At 29.8% G+C, this 16,719-nt stretch carries 8 protein-coding genes and 1 tRNA gene; all 9 read left to right on the top strand.

Going from position 1 to position 16,719, the window contains the following annotated elements; all coding sequences use genetic code 11:
- Positions 1-83 precede the first annotated feature (83 nt).
- The 9 genes from Q0352_RS05625 to Q0352_RS05585 all read left to right on the top strand — a co-directional run bounded on the left by Q0352_RS05625 (position 84) and on the right by Q0352_RS05585 (position 16,718).
- Positions 84-157, top strand: a tRNA-Asn gene (locus tag Q0352_RS05625).
- 219 nt (positions 158-376) lie between these two features.
- Positions 377-1,573, top strand: coding sequence for a site-specific integrase (locus Q0352_RS05620; RefSeq protein ID WP_299524905.1), 1,197 nt, complete (start codon positions 377-379; stop codon positions 1,571-1,573).
- Between the two features lie 95 nt (positions 1,574-1,668).
- Entirely contained in the window at positions 1,669-3,351 is a 1,683-nt protein-coding gene (locus Q0352_RS05615; RefSeq protein ID WP_299524902.1) for a DUF6377 domain-containing protein, read from the top strand.
- A 307-nt stretch (positions 3,352-3,658) separates the two neighbouring features.
- Complete coding sequence (locus tag Q0352_RS05610) at positions 3,659-6,628, top strand: TonB-dependent receptor (protein ID WP_299524899.1); 2,970 nt, start codon at positions 3,659-3,661, stop codon at positions 6,626-6,628.
- A gap of 11 nt (positions 6,629-6,639) precedes the next feature.
- The gene (locus Q0352_RS05605) at positions 6,640-8,118 is read left to right on the top strand and encodes a RagB/SusD family nutrient uptake outer membrane protein (RefSeq protein ID WP_299524896.1); all 1,479 of its coding nucleotides are present in this window, start codon (positions 6,640-6,642) and stop codon (positions 8,116-8,118) included.
- A 13-nt stretch (positions 8,119-8,131) separates the two neighbouring features.
- Positions 8,132-9,613: a SusF/SusE family outer membrane protein gene (locus Q0352_RS05600; RefSeq protein WP_299524893.1), complete on the top strand. Its 1,482-nt coding sequence runs from the start codon at positions 8,132-8,134 to the stop codon at positions 9,611-9,613.
- Between the two features lie 121 nt (positions 9,614-9,734).
- On the top strand, positions 9,735-11,501 hold the full coding sequence (locus Q0352_RS05595; RefSeq protein ID WP_299524890.1) for a glycoside hydrolase family 66 protein: 1,767 nt from the start codon (positions 9,735-9,737) through the stop codon (positions 11,499-11,501).
- A 55-nt stretch (positions 11,502-11,556) separates the two neighbouring features.
- Positions 11,557-14,061 carry a glycoside hydrolase family 31 protein gene (locus tag Q0352_RS05590; protein ID WP_299524887.1) on the top strand — a complete coding sequence of 835 codons (2,505 nt, stop codon included), beginning with the start codon at positions 11,557-11,559 and terminating at the stop codon, positions 14,059-14,061.
- A gap of 2 nt (positions 14,062-14,063) precedes the next feature.
- Positions 14,064-16,718: a hypothetical protein gene (locus Q0352_RS05585; protein ID WP_299524883.1), complete on the top strand. Its 2,655-nt coding sequence runs from the start codon at positions 14,064-14,066 to the stop codon at positions 16,716-16,718.
- The last annotated feature ends 1 nt before the right edge of the window (position 16,719 follow it).

The following is a 16,719-nucleotide window of genomic DNA, read 5'->3' as shown; positions in this document are numbered from 1 at the left end:
TGATAAAATCTTATTTTTTTTCTAAAAAAATCTTGCAAAAAGTATAAAACCTTGTATATTTGCACTCGCAAAAGAGAATAAATTCCTCCTTAGCTCAGTTGGTTAGAGCATCTGACTGTTAATCAGAGGGTCCTTGGTTCGAGTCCAAGAGGGGGAGCTCAAGTGCTGAAAGCCTTTACAGAAATGTAGAGGCTTTTTTATTTTATACAGGTTGAACACTACATACTTCCTAATATTATTGCATTATATGCATTCATTGCATTTACCTACAATTTGCCAACTTGTCAACTTTTTTGAGTAAAAAAGGTGCCCTATTAGGTGCCCCACTATTTTTAAAAGGTGCCCCATTTTTAATCATCTTCAAAAACATACAATTATGAAAATTACAATAAGGTTTTATATAGATAAATCAAAAACGAATAAAAAAGATAAATCTGTTATAAAATGCAGAACCACCTACAATAAAAATAGAAAAGAATTCTCTACAGGATTATTTATAAATCCATCATTCTGGGATAGTAAGCACCAAAATGCTAAACCTCCTAATGATGAAAATGACAACATCAACACACAACTAAGCCTTATTAAAAGTAAAATTAATAGGGCTTTTTTATTCCTTCAAATTCAGGAAGAAAACTTTTCTGTAGATGATATTTACATGCTGTATAAAGGCGTGAAAATAGCTAAAGAACACAATGTAATTGAATACTTTGAAGCGTTCTTAGATAAGCTAAAAAAGCTTATAGGAATAGACATTAAGCAGATAACTTGGAACAAATCCTACTATGTAAAAAACAATGTAAAATCTTTTATTAAATGGAAATATAAAACCAATGATCTACCGTTAAATAAGCTAAGACTTCAGTTTTTATTTGACTTTGATTATTATCTGAAAACAGAGAAGAACCATAAACAAATTACTGTGAATAAGAATATACAACGTTTCAGAAAATCTGTTAAGGTTGCAGTAGCTGAAGGGTATTTAGATAAAGACCCATTTTTATTGTACAGAGCTAAGCATATCAAGAAGGAAATTGTGTTTTTATCTGTAGATGAATTAGAGAATTTAGAAAACCATCAATTTGTTCAACCAAGATTACAACAAGTTAAAGATTGGTTTGTATTTAGTTGTTATACAGGATTGGCATATAATGAAATCAAAAATCTTAAAAAACAACATATTGTTATAGGTTTTGATGGTGAATTGTGGATTGAAATGAAAAGGGAGAAAACACAAAAGAATATTAGTGTTCCATTGTTACCTAAAGCTAAACAGCTGATTAAAAAGTATGAGGATGATAATTCTGAGGTAGTTTTTGAAATATGTAGTAACCAACGTTATAATTCTTACTTAAAGGAAATAGCAAATATCCTAGGAATAACTAAAAGATTGACAACTCATACTGCAAGGAAAACATTTGCATCTACTGTACTGTTATATAATGATGTGCCTATGGAGATTGTATCACAGCTTCTTGGACATAGCAGTATAATAACAACTGAAGATAGTTATGGGAAAGTAATAAAAAGGAAAGTTAGTGAAGAAATAAATAAGTTGAAATTAAAGGGGTAGGTATGGTAAGTAAGTTATAAATACTTATTTACCATTATTTTAATATTTGTATAAATAAATTACCTTTATATTTTTAAGAATTCTAAATATTAATTGTGAAAACATATCTATTGAGAGGTTTTTTATTATCAGTATGTATTTATTTTTTTATACCTCAAAATATTAATGGTCAAGAAAATAATACTCTAGTAAATCTAAATAAAGTTATCAAATCTTCTTTAGGGTATGATAAGGAAAAGATACTCAATATTAACAGCATAAAAAAAACACTACTAAGTACGAATAAAAAGGATTTAATAACTCTCTATTATTTAAATGAGCAATTATTTCAAGAATATAAAGTTTTTAAAAGGGATTCTGCCTTTCACTATGCGTTACGAGCAAAAAAAATAGCACTTAAGATTAATGATAATTTAATAGTAAATACTGCAAATATAAATTTAGCAGATATAAGTGTTTCAGCTGGAATGTACAAAGAAGCTTTTAGCTTTTTAGAATCAATAAATCCGGTTGATATGCCAAAAAACTATCGTTCACTTTATTATGGTTTAATGGGACGTTGCTATGGAGATATGGCTGAATATAATAATATTCCAAATTTTTATTTAGATTACAAAAAGCAAGCCAATTATTATAGAGAAAAAGCATTAGAAAATACAGATGAAAATACATTTTTCAATTCCTTTTTAAGGATATTTAACAAATCAAAGAACAATCAAACTGAGGAGGCACTTGATGAATTCAAATATTTACTTCAAGATAGTATTGGAATTAGAGATAAGGCACTAGTGAATTATATGGTTGGAGATTTATATTTACAACTAGATAAAAGTGAACAGGCAATAAACTATTTTGCAAAAGCAGTTATTTCAGATATTAAGACTTCAGCAAAGGAATCTTTAGCAATTATTAAATTGTCTGAAATTCTTTTTAAAAAAGGTGATATTAAAAATGCATCTGTTTTAATTCACAAAGCTAATGAAGATGCTTTGTTTTATGGAGCTCAACAGAGAAAAATTCAAGTAGGTGCGATTTTACCATTAATAGAGCAAGAAATGGTGCTAAATGTAGAAAAAGAAAAAGAGAGATTGTATTGGCAAAATATCATTATTAGTTTATTTCTGTTATTTGTTCTTTGTTTTTTCTTTATAATCTATATGCAATATAGAAAGCTAAAAAAGGCTAAAAAAGAAATATCAGAAGCGCATACTAATCTTGAAAAAATCAACATTGAATTAACGAATGTTAATAAACAAATCAAGGAGCATAACTTAAGGATAAAAGTAATTAATGAGAATCTATTAGAATCTAATAAAATTAAGGAAGAATATCTAGGATTCTTTTTCACGCAGTACGATGATATATTTGAAAAGCTGAAATATTTTAGACATAGAATAGAGAAATGTATTCTTGAAGAAAATTTTGAAAAGGCAAAGCGCCATGTGGCAAATTATAATATAAAGAAAGAAAAAGAAAAAGTCTTACTAAATTTTGATGATGCCTTTATGAAGCTATTTCCTAACTTTATAAATGAATTTAATTCTTTGATGAAGGATGAGTATAAAGTTAAACTAAAAAATGAACGACACCTTTCAAATGAATTACGAATTTTTGCTTTGATAAGATTGGGTGTAAAACACAATGAGATTATCGCTCAAATTTTAGGGTATTCTGTAAATTCTATTTATGCTTATAAAACTAAAATACGTAATAGAGCTATAGTAGATAAGAATGATTTTGATCAAAATTTACTAGAAATTACTACTTTAAAGCTCTAAAATAATTTTTTTACATCTTTTTTTCTATATATTTATTTTACTCTTTTGTTTTTTACATGTCTGATTAATAGTTTTTTAAGTTTTATGACACTATGTATTTATTAATATTTATCTATACAAATATTTTTACAAGTAATTTAAGCTGTTAAATTTTGGAAATTTGTTAAATAAGTGTGCAGTATTTCATTATTGTATGTTTTGATATTTAACTGAACAAGTAATTAACAAATCAAAATTTATGAATATTAAACTAAATTGTTCTTTTTATAAAAGGGTAAAATTTCTTGTTACTCTTTTAATCCTAATAATGTCGACCACGATATTGTCAGCACAAGAAAGTAATACAAATTTTAAAGTTGTAGGAAAAATTGTAGATGAAAACGAAACACCCTTACCAGGAGCTTCTATTATTGAGGAAGGTTCAGATAATGGTGCAACTACTGATTTTGATGGTAATTTTGAAATATTTGTAAAGAAAGCTAATTCCATATTAGTAATTAGTTATGTTGGATATAAGACACAAAGAATTGCTGTCAAAACTCCATCTATTTTTGTAAAATTATTGCCAGATCTTAATTCTTTAGATGAAGTTGTAGTAGTCGGATATGGTTCAGTAAAATCCAAAGATTTAACAGGTGCAGTATCATCAGTTGATATAGAAGAGATAGTTGGACAGCCAGTTGCAAATGTTGGAGATGCAATCCAAGGGCGCGCTTCAGGTGTTCAAGTAGTAACTTCAGGTAAGCCAGGTGATAATCCATCTTTCAGAATTAGAGGAACAGGTACAATAGGAAACAATGAACCTTTAATTGTAGTTGATGGGATGCCATTAAATGGAGGTTTGAATCAGGTGAACATGAATGATATTGCGTCTTTACATATCCTTAAAGATGCATCATCTACGGCTATCTATGGGTCTAGAGGGGCTAATGGTGTTGTTATAATTACAACTAAGAAAGGTAAAAAAGGTGAAGCCACTGTATCTTTCGATACGTTTACTGGATTTAGCGAAGCTACAAATATGTTATCTGTTTTGAATGCCTCTGAATTTGCAACACTAAGTAATGAAATGTTGATTAATGGAGGAATGACTCCAAATATAGATTTTGCAAATCCAGAACAGTTAGGAAAAGGGACGGATTGGTTGGCACCTTTTTTTAATAATGCAATGTCAAATAATTATACATTATCCTATTCAAATGGTAATGAAAAGACTACAGTATATACTTCTATGAATATTTTTAATCAGGAAGGGATTATTCTTAATACTGATTATAATAGATATATTTTACAATTCAACACTGAAACAAAAATTTCAGATAAATTGAAGTTTGGTAATAATTTTAAATTAAATCATGATATTAAATCTCAGGGAGATTATAATATTAGAAATACGATTCTATCTTTACCAACACAACCAATATATAGAGAGAATGGAAATTATTCAGGACCTATAGGACAACCTATTTATTCAGGAGATGTTGATAATCCAATAGGGAAAGCAAATATTGTAGACAATGTAACTAAAGGGTATAATATTCAAGGAACTGTATTTGGAGAATTATCTTTATTAAATAATTTCACCTTCAAAACGGTTTTAGGAATAGAAGCAAATTTCTGGAAAAATAGAACGTGGGTTCCCTCATATGAATGGGATTCAGATGTTCAACAGAATGCATATTTAAGTGAATCTTCTAACCAGAGCATAACCTGGCTTTGGGATAATACCTTAACATACAAGAAGAATTTTGAAAATGGATTAAACCTTACAGCACTTCTTGGTACAAGTGCGCAAGAGAATAATTTTGAATTTATAAATGGATCTATTCAAAATTTCCCAAGTGAACTATCGCAAACATTAAACAATGGGGTAGATCAAGTAACTTTAAATGGAACAGGTTCAGAGTGGGCTTTATTCTCTTATTTTGCAAGAACAAATTTTGATTATAAAAGCAAATACTATTTGACGGCTACTATTAGACGTGATGGTTCTTCTAGATTTGGTAAGGATAATAAATATGGTACCTTTCCGTCTGGATCGTTAGCCTGGAGAGTTTCAAGCGAGGATTTTTTTAAATCAAAATTTATTAATAATATAAAACTGAGAGCAGGTTTTGGAATTACTGGAAATCAAGAAATAGGTAATTATTCTTTCGCATCATCTTATAGCACTAATTTATATAATTTTAATGGTAATTTAGTAAGTGCAGCTGTACCAACAGTATTACCAAATTCAAATGTCAAGTGGGAGTCTCAAGAACAACTTAATATTGGATTAGATGCTAGTTTGTTTGATAATAGAATCAAGTTAATAATTGATGCTTATATTAAAAATACGAAAGACATGCTTGTTCCTCAATCTGTACCAGTAACTTCAGGTTATTCTGACATTTATGTTCCCTATATTAATGCAGGTGAGATTAAAAACAAAGGGATTGAGGTTATTGTTAATTCTAGAAATATTGATAAAGAAAATTTCTCATGGGATTCAGATATTGTTTTTTCGTTTAATAAAAACGAGGTTATTGATATAAACAGTGATACTCCATTAATTAGAGGAGGTATAGGATTAAATTATAACCTTTCTAGAATCCAAAGTGGTTATCCAGTTGATGTTTTTTATGGGTTTGTACATGACGGTATTTTTCAAACTCAAACAGAAGTTGATAATCACGCAGTACAAGTGCCCGGAACTTCTATTAGTAATAGTACTTCTCCTGGGGATATTCGTTATAAAGACCTCAATAATGATGGTTTAATTACTGATGAAGACAGAACTTTTTTAGGTGACCCTAATCCTGATTTGACGTTTTCTTTAAACAATACATTTACTTTGGGTGATTTTAAATTAAATATTTTTTTACAAGGAGTTTATGGTAATGAAATATTTAATGCTAATAGAATATATACCGAAGGAATGTCTATAACTACTAATCAATTAAATTCAGTTTTAGACAGATGGACAGGACCTGGTACAAGTAATTCTATTCCACGTGCGGTATTTGGGGATCCAAATAATAACAGTCGAGCCTCAAGCAGATATATAGAAGATGGATCTTATTTACGAGTTAAAAATATAACGCTAACATACAATATTCCAAAAGAGTTTTTCTTGACAAAATTATTTGATTATTCTAGAATATATATTTCTGGTAAAAACTTATTAACACTAACAAGTTATAATGGACTAGATCCAGAAGTTTCAATTGGAGGGATAGATAATAATCTTTATCCTACAACTAAAACTATTTCTGTTGGATTAAACATTGGATTTTAAATTATATAAAAATGAAAAAAATTAAAATTATATTACTACTAATAGTAGTTATTTCAATGATTAATTGTTCTGAGGATTTTTTAGATAAAACACCCTTAGATACAATAAATACGGAAAATTATCCAGCTACTGCAGAAGAATTGATTACTGTTGTAAATGGAGTGTATCAACCTCTGCAATGGCCTAAGCTATACAATTTAAGAATGTGGACATCTGATATCATGGCAGGGAATAGTATTGTTGGAGCTGGTGGAGGATCTGATGGTATAGAAACTCAAGATATGACTAATTTTGTCACAAATACTGATAATGCTGGAGTTTTAGACCTTTGGAGAGGCCCTTGGCCAGGAATCTTAATGTCAAATATTGTATTAGATGTTGCTCCAAGCCTAGAAATTGACGAAGCCATAAAAAATAGATCCATTGGAGAAGCGTATTTTCTTAGAGCTCATTATTATTTTATTTTAACAAGATATTTTGGGGATGTTCCCTTAATTACCGAGCCTCAGTCTTCAGATGATAGTTTATACCCTGAAAGGGTTTCTAAAAATGATGTTTATGACCAAATTATAAGTGATCTTGAAAATGCAATAGAATTGCTGCCAACAAAAGATAGTTATTCAGGAACAGATTTAGGAAGGGCAAGTAAAGGAGCTGCTCTAGGTATCTTAGCAAAGGTTTATCTCACATTAGGAAATTGGGATAAAGTTGTTACACTAACAACTGAGCTTGAAGGGTTAGGTTATCGTCTAAATGATAATTACTCAGATAATTTTAATCCATATACTGAAAATTCAGCTGAATCTATTTTTGAGGTTCAATACGCAAGTAATGGTGGGTTTAGTTTTTGGGGTAATGAAAATCAATCATCATGGTTAAGTACATTTATGGGCCCAAGAGGTTCTGATTTTGTTGCTGGTGCATGGGGGTGGAATCAACCAACACAAGAATTTGTTAATGAATATGAACCTAATGATTTAAGGAAGGGAGCAACTATTTTATTTGAAGGTGGTCCTGATTTTGATGAAAAGTCTTATGATGCTGCATATTCACTAACAGGTTATAATGTTAGAAAATATTTAGTTCCTCTGGATGTATCATCATCCTATGATAATAGTCCGTTAAATTTCCCTGTTTTACGTTTTGCAGATGTATTATTAATGAAAGCAGAAGCATTGAATGAATTAGGGCAAAGTTCACAAGCTGAAACGTCTTTAAATATAGTGAGAAATAGGGCAGGTTTACTAGATATTTCATCGGGAATGGATCAAATTTCTTTAAAGGAAGCGATATTACATGAACGTAGAATGGAACTTGCTTTTGAAGGTCAGCGATGGTTTGATCTTATTAGAATAAATAATGGGCAATATGGTCTTGATTTTCTTCATTCAATTGGTAAGACAAATGCATCGGAAAAACATTTACTATTCCCTGTACCTCAAATAGAAAGAGATAGAAATCCTAATCTAACTCAAAATCCAGGATACTAATAAAACTAAGATTATGAAAAAAATAAATATAAAATATTGCTCAAAACTATTGTTCACTCTAACCTTTTTAATATTTTCTTCATTATTAATTTCATGTGACGAACAATTAGAAGATAACTCATTTGATGTTGATGACGTTCTTACTGTAAATGTATCGGACTCAGAAGTTGTTTTGGATGAGCGTTTTACTGAAAGTACAGTAACAATTAATTGGACAACGGGCAGCAATAAAGGTACTAACTCGTCAATTTCTTATTTTCTAGAAATTGATAAAGCAGGAAGTGATTTTTCAATGCCTCTGGAATATGACATGGGAAAAAATCAGTTTGGATTCCCAATTAATTATAAAACGTTAAATCAAATTTTGTTGAATACTTTTAATGTTGAACCAAATACAACTCAAGAACTTGAAGCTCGAGTTACTGCGATATTTGCAGATAGTAGTGTTTCATCTCAAACAGCTTCAACCAGCTTTGTGGTTACCCCATATTTGCCAGTAACAAGTCAATTATTTATTGTTGGGGATGCAACACCAATAGGTTGGGATATTTCAAATGCAATAGAATTGGTTCCTTCAACGACTAAATCTGGTTTATTCACTTATGAAGGTTTATTATCTCCAGGGAATTTTAAGTTTCCTGTAAATAGAGAAGGATGCTGGTGCCAAGATTTTTACACACAAGATCCTACAGATCCAACACGTATTATTCATAATATTGCTGGTAGTGGAGATGATATTCAATGGGAAATTTTAGAAGGTGGAAAATATAAAATAGAAATTGATTTATTAGAACTTACGTTTAATATTGAAGAAAGTGAGGAGCCCCTATTTTCACAAATTTGGATTGTAGGAGATGCTAGCCCAAGTGGTTGGAATGTTGATTCTCCACAAGAATTCACTAGAACAAGTAACCCTTTTGTATTTACATATGAAGCCAGTCTTGTTCCGGGAGACTTTAAAATTTTCGCGGGGGCACTTGGAGATTGGTGTGGACAATGGTACAGACCTTTAGTCAATGGTCAAGATCTGAGCTTGACAGAAGTTGAACAAAATTCAGGGTGTGAAGTAGATAATAAATGGACTATCACATCTGAAGATCAAGGAAGATATAAAATTACACTAGACACTTTCAGTAATACCATAAAAATTGAAAAAGTAAACCTTTACGTTGTTGGTGATGGAGGTCCAGCAGGTTGGGATATCGCTAACCCTGCACCTTTTACTTATGAAAATGGAGTATATATTTTTAATGGTGAATTAGGAGCTAGTAATCCAATTGGTGAATTTAAAATTTCAAAATTTAAAGGAAATTGGTGTGATGGAGATTGGATAAATCCAGCTACTGAATCACAATCTATTTATGATTCTAACTTTATTCTTACTCACGGATGTGATGGACCAGATAATAAATGGCAATTAAAGGATGGAGAAGCAGGAAGCTATGAAATTATGATTGATTTGGAACAAAATATAATGACTATTACAAAAATATAATAATTATTGAGTTAAGAATGAAGTTGTGAAAACAGCGAAAAAAGGGGGGGTGTGTTAAATTCATTATTCCCCTTTAATTGAGTCTTTTCTCAAAGTTTAAATTTTTTATAAATTCTAAGCCATGAAGAAATATCTTATTAAGATATTATGTTGTCTATTAGTACTAATATTCTTAAGTAATTGTAGTAAAAACAATAATGAAGATATAAACTATATTCCAGAGGAAATAGTAGAAATAGTTGAAATCAATATAAAAACAGATAAAGCAGTTTATGCTCCAGGAGAAAAAATCGTTTTTTCATCTGATAATGCTTATAGTAATATTACTATAAAATATAAATACCTTAATAAGGTTTTATCACAGGAATCCTTATCAGGAACCTCTTGGGAATGGTATCCGCCTTCAGATGATTTTAAAGGCTATATGATAGAGTTATATCGGTCTGTGGATGAAGATGAAATTGCAGTTGGATCAGTAGCTGTAGATGTATCTTCAGATTGGACAAAATTTCCTAGATATGGTTTTCTTTCAAAATTTGGAGATATTTCAGATAATCAAATGAATCAAGTTATTGATAATTTAAAAGATTATCATATTAATGGACTGCAATATTATGATTGGCATAATAAACATCATTTACCTCTAAAAATGGATGGTGATTCTCCAGCATCAAATTGGCTAGATATAGCAAAACGAGATACTTACTTTAGAACTGTAGAAAATTATATACAAAAATCTAAAGAGATGAATATTGCATCTATGAGTTATAACCTATTATATGGAGCTTGGGAGGATTTTGCAACTGATGAGGTTTCAATTGAATGGATGCTTTTTAATGATTCAAATCATCAAAATATTAACAAACATGATTTGGATGATAATTGGGCTTTAAGTGATATTCTAGTTTTAAACCCTGCTAATACTTTATGGCAAGATTATATTTTTCAAAAAACACGAAACATCTACAATAATCTAGATTTTGATGGTTGGCATTTAGATCAACTTGGAAATCGGGGTAAAGTATATAATTACAATGGAGATGTTGTAAACATAGAAGATTCTTTTGGTCCTTTCTTATCAAATTTAAAAAATACATTTCCAAACAAAAAAATGGTTCTAAATGCTGTAAATCAATATGGGCAATCACAAATATTAAATGAATCTGTAGATTTTGCTTATACAGAAGTTTGGGATGGTAATGAAGGGTTTGATGATTTAGCTTCCATTATTCAAAATAATAATACATTATCAAATAATTCTCTAAATACCGTATTAGCTGCATATTTGAATTATGATTTGGCTAATAACTCTGGGGTTTTTAATACTCCTAGTGTTTTATTGGCAGATGCTGTAATATTCGCTTTTGGAGGTTCTCATTTGGAATTAGGGGAACATATGTTAGGTAAAGAATATTTTCCAAACAATAATTTAAATATAAGTTCGGAATTAAAAAAGAACCTTAGATCATACTATAATTTTTTAGTTGCCTATCAAAACTTATTGAGAGATGGAGGTACTTTTAATAATCCAGAATTGGTTTCTGGAGACGGCAAAATAAGTTTAAGAAATTGGCCTCCTGTTTTTTCAAAAGTATCTGTTATTGGTAAGGAGTTTTCAGATAAACAAATCATTCATTTAATAAATTTTTCAGATAGTAATATATTAACATGGAGAGATACACATGGAGATCAAAATACACCTCAAATTAGAAAAGATTTCATGCTAAATCTCACAAGCAATAAAATTGTAACCAAGGTTTGGTATGCTTCACCAGATTTAAATAAAGGAAGTTCAAGAGAATTGGAATTTACTCAAAATGGAAACAATTTAGTTTTTAAAATTCCTTCACTTCAATATTGGGGGATGATAGTAGTAGAATACAATTAACTAATTTATTATTCTTGAGGAGTATCGCAAATAGTATTAAAGTAAACACAATCAAATGATTAAATTTAAAAAATCGTATAGCATTTTCATATTTCTATTAATTGGAATACAGATTTATTCTCAAAACAAACAGGTTTTATCTTGTAAAAGTTATGAAAAAATAGACAACAACGTCATTTTTAAATGCAATGATGGAGCAAAAATAGCTCTTAAATTCTTGGATTCTAAAAATATTAAATGTTGGTTTTCACCAAACGGAGATTTTGAAAGAAATAATGAATCATTTGCTGTTATTAATGAAGATTTTGACAATTCAATTACAATATCAGTTCAAGATTCTAGTTCTGCATTTGAGATATTTACAGGTGATTTGAGAGTTCGTGTGTCAAAAAATCCGTTTAATATCCAAATATTTGATAAATATCAAAAGTTGATTTTAGGAGATTTAGTTAAAGGGGGTTTTTCCTATGAAGATTCCAATATAATTACTAAAAAAGTTTTGAGACAGGACGAACACTTTTTTGGATTAGGAGAGAAAACTGGATCTTTGGATAGAAGAGGGAAATCTTATGTAATGTGGAATAGTGATAAACCGTGTTATTCAGAAATAGAAGATCCTCTTTATAAAAGCATCCCATTTTTTGTAAGCAACTATAACTACGGAATATTTTTTGATAATACGTATAAAACCAAATTTGATTTTGGAGAGGAATCAAACGAATATTATTCTTTCTCAACACCAGGAGGACCTTTTATTTATTATTTTATGTATGGTAAAAATTATAAGGAAATATTTAAATCTTATATTCAATTAACAGGTCAACCAATTCTTCCTCCAAAATGGGCTTTTGGATTTTCTCAAAGCCGAGGATTACTAACTACAGAAAAACTTACTAGAGAAATTGCAAAAGAATATAGGGAGAGAAATATTCCTTGTGATATTATTTATCAGGATATTGGATGGGTTGATGCTCTGCAAAATTTTGATTGGCACAAAGATAAATATAGCAACCCAAAAAAGATGTTATCTGATTTATTGACTGAAGGATTTAAAGTAATTGTTTCTCAAGATCCAATAGTATCACAATCAAATACAGATCAATGGGATTATGCAAATGCAAATAATTATTTTGTTGCTGATATAAGAACAAACAAAAGCTATGATATGCCTTGGCCTTGGGGAGGAAATGCTGGGGTTGTAGATTTTACAAATCCAAAAGTGTCTGATTGGTGGGGAGAACTTCAACAAAAACCCATTGATGATGGAATAAAAGGTTTTTGGACAGATATGGGTGAACCTGCATGGAGTAATGAAGAAAGTACAGATAGATTAAATATGAAGCATTATTTAGGAAATCATGATGAGATACATAATGTTTATGGGTTGACATGGGACAAGGTTGTAACAGAACAATTTGAGAAACGCAATCCTAATCAACGTGTTTTTCAAATGACTAGAGCAGCATATGCTGGGATGCAACGATATACTTTTGGATGGTCAGGAGATAGCGGAAATGGAAGTAATGTTTTAAATGGTTGGATTAATTTAGAAAATCAAATTCCTTTAGGTCTTTCAGCAGGTTTAGGTTTAGTTCCTTTTTGGACAACAGATATATCTGGGTATTGTGGAGATATAACAGATTATGAAGAATTTTCTGAATTATATGTTAGATGGTTACAATTTGGTGTTTTTAATCCATTAAGCCGTGCTCATCATGAAGGAAACAATGCAGTTGAGCCATGGTTATTTGGTGATAAAGAAACAATTATTGCTAAAAAAGCAATTGAATTAAAGTATAAATTACACCCTTATATCTATACATATGCTCGTGAAGCATATGATACAGGCTTGCCTATAATGAGAGCATTATTTTTAGAATACCCTTCAGATACTAGAACTTTTGAAATTGATGATCAATTTTTATTAGGAAAAGAGTTGCTCATTGCTCCGGTTGTTAAAGAAGGTGAGATCAATAAAAATATATATCTACCCAAAGGCAATTGGATTGATTTCAATAATCCAAGTAAAGTATATGAAGGCTCTTCCTATATTTCTTATAAAACACCTATCGACATCATTCCAATGTTCATTAAGGAAGGTTCTATAATACCTATGATGCCAGTTATGCAATTTATAGGAGCTCAAAAAAATTATCCATTGATCTTGGATATTTATCCTAAACAAAACAATAACACTTCATTTATAATTTATGAAGATGATGGAGAAACGAATAATTATAAAAAGAATGTATTTTCAAAAACAAAAATAGAATATCAAGATAGTAAAGATTTTGAAAAATTAATCATTCATGAGCCAGCTATAAGTGAGCTTTTTAATACTGAAGATAGAAATTATTGGGTACAAATACATACAAGTAAAAGGCCAAAATCTGTAGTTTTAAATGATAAAAAAATCAAAAAAAATAAATGGAATAAGCTTTTTGAAAATAGAAATTTTGATTTTAAAGTATCAGGGTATAATTTCGATTCCAAAAAAGGAATTCTATATATAAAATTACCTGATAACAAAATGAAGCAAGTAATTATAATAAATAATTAGAAATGAAGTATTCAAAATCAAGCTTTGCCTATTTATTAGGGGTTATTTTTTTTGCTAGTTGTATAAATAAAGATAACAAGCTATATCAGTCCAAGAAATTTACGTTGAATGAAAGTTCAATTGTTCAGGGAGATAATATAGCGAAAGTTATTTCATCAAATCATATAAAATCAAATTATAAAAGCCAAGAAAATCAAACATATTCAAATCTTATTTCATTCAAATTTAGTATTAACGAAAAAGATAATGATTTAGCTCAAGGAGTTGATAGACAGATTTTAATTAAAAATCAAAAAGAATCAGCAATATATTCTTTTGGGGAGCCTCTTATTGAAGAAATGAATAATGAAGAAAGTATTTTACCTGTTGATTATAATTTTACTTTTAAACTTGATATGTCTCCTGTTTTTAGCCAATTTAAAGAAAAAGGATATTATCAATGCGCAGATGGTTCTAAAATTGCAAAATCTGATTTTAAAGGAGTCTATATAGCTGGAGGAGCTTTACCTCTTACGTGGGACTTTGTAAATCTCGATGAAAGAAAGTTAAAAATGAGTGATTTGGATAAGGATAATATTTATGAAATTACGTTGATATTAAACCCTCTACTAAAAAATGAAGAAAAGGAATGGAAACTTACTGAGAATTTATCTAACTCAGCAAAATATTCTTCAGATCAGCCTATAGTTGATGCATTGTACAACATGTCATTAGAAGAGTCTAAGTTGGCAATTGAACCAGATAGTACTTTTAGAACAGGAGCTAAATGGAGTGGTGTTTGGACTAGAGATATCAGTTATAGCATACTTTTAGCATTTGCTTATTTGGAACCTGAGGTAGCAAAAATTAGTTTATTAAAAAAAGTAAAAAGAGATAGGATAATTCAGGATACAGGTTCTGGTGGTGCATGGCCTATTTCATCTGATAGGACAACATGGGCATTAGCAGCCTGGGAAATCTATAAAACTACTGGAGATATAAACTGGTTAAGAAAAGTCTATGTGATTATCAAAAACACCGTCGATGATGATTATAAAATAATTAGATCTAAAGAGACTGGAATGTATTCTGGTGAATCTTCATTTTTAGATTGGAGAGAACAAACATACCCAAAGTGGATGTCAAATAAAGATATATATGTATCCCAAAATCTTGGTACAAACGTGGTGCATTATCAAACTCATATCATTTTATCAAAAATGGCTAAGATACTTGGTGAAGATTCATTTAAATATGAAAAAATTGCTTCAGAAATAAAAGAAGGAATAAACACCTATTTATGGATAAAAGAAGAAGGCTATTATGCACAATATCTTTATGGTAGAAATTTTTTAATACCTTCAAAAAGATATGAGGCTTTAGGAGAGTCACTTGCAGTAATCTTTGGCGTTGCAGACAATCAAAGAGCAAAATCAATTATTCAAAACTCACCACTAACTGAATTTGGTGCGACTTGTATTTATCCTCAAATTCCATCAATTCCCCCTTATCACAACAATGGTATATGGCCATTTGTACAGTCTTATTGGAATTTAGCAGCTGCCAAAGCTGGAAATGAAAAGGTTTTAAATCATGGTCTGGCCTCTATTTATAGAGCAGCAGGGTTGTATTTGACAAATTATGAAAATATGGTAGCAGATAATGGTGATTTTAAAGGGACGGAGATAAATTCACATAGAATGTTATGGAGTATGGCTGGAAATTTAGCCATGGTTTACAGAGTCTTTTTAGGGATGCAATTTGAAGAAGATCATCTTGAGTTTAATCCTGTAATACCTAGAAATTATGGAGGCAAAAGAACATTGAATAATTTCAAGTACCGAGATGCTATTTTAAATATTACTGTAGAAGGGTTTGGAAATAAAATAGCTTCGGTTTATTTGGATAATGAAAAAGTAGAGAAAGCAATAATTCTTGGGGTAACTAGAGGTACACATGAATTGAAAATTGAAATGATGAATAATGATTTTTCAAAGGATGGTATAAATTTAGTAGATAATAAATTTTCACCTGCAGCCCCCAAAGTATCATTAAATAACCACAATTTGATTTGGAATTCAATTGAGGGAGCAAAATCGTACAATATTTATAAAAACGGAAAATTAATAAATAATATAGACTTAGAATCATATAGTATTGATCTGCAAGATATAGCAGAATACGCTGTTAGTTCAGTCGATAAATTTGGTTTAGAATCATTTGTTAGCGAACCTATTTTGATAAATAAAAATAAGCCTGTACTATTTGAAATTGAAGATTTTGTTGAAAAATCAGCGTTGAATTATATCAATTTTAGTGGAAATGGATTTGTTGAGTTTTCAAATACTAAAAATAAAAACTTTACAATAAATATCCCTATGGAACAATCAGGAGATTATTATCTGGATTTTAAATATTCAAATGGGAGTGGCCCATGGAATACAGACAATAAATGCACCAGCAGATCACTGTATGTTAATGATAATTATTTAGGTGCTATAGTTTTACCTCAAAGAGGATTGGATGAATGGTCAGATTGGGGGTATTCTAATTCATATAAAATTAATTTTAAAAAGGGAGATAATACAATAAACATAACATTTGAAGATTGGAATATCAATATGAATGTAGCTATAAACAAGGCAATGATTGATTATTTAAGATTGATAAAAATATAAG

The sequence above is a fragment of the uncultured Lutibacter sp. genome (genome assembly GCF_937891065.1).
Lineage (GTDB): Bacteria > Bacteroidota > Bacteroidia > Flavobacteriales > Flavobacteriaceae > Lutibacter.
The sequence above is the reverse complement of the archived record's forward strand: the minus strand, read 5'-3'. Positions and strand labels throughout refer to the sequence as shown.

What these genes read in the sequence shown, in the direction of transcription:
- Q0352_RS05605 (WP_299524896.1), top strand. Translation starts at nt 6,640, where the DNA reads ATGAAAAAAATTAAAATTATATTACTACTAATAGTAGTTATTTCAATG.
- Q0352_RS05600 (WP_299524893.1), top strand. Translation starts at nt 8,132, where the DNA reads ATGAAAAAAATAAATATAAAATATTGCTCAAAACTATTGTTCACTCTA.
- Q0352_RS05585 (WP_299524883.1), top strand. Translation starts at nt 14,064, where the DNA reads ATGAAGTATTCAAAATCAAGCTTTGCCTATTTATTAGGGGTTATTTTT.
- Q0352_RS05610 (WP_299524899.1), top strand. Translation starts at nt 3,659, where the DNA reads ATGTCGACCACGATATTGTCAGCACAAGAAAGTAATACAAATTTTAAA.
- Q0352_RS05595 (WP_299524890.1), top strand. Translation starts at nt 9,735, where the DNA reads ATGAAGAAATATCTTATTAAGATATTATGTTGTCTATTAGTACTAATA.
- Q0352_RS05590 (WP_299524887.1), top strand. Translation starts at nt 11,557, where the DNA reads ATGATTAAATTTAAAAAATCGTATAGCATTTTCATATTTCTATTAATT.
- Q0352_RS05620 (WP_299524905.1), top strand. Translation starts at nt 377, where the DNA reads ATGAAAATTACAATAAGGTTTTATATAGATAAATCAAAAACGAATAAA.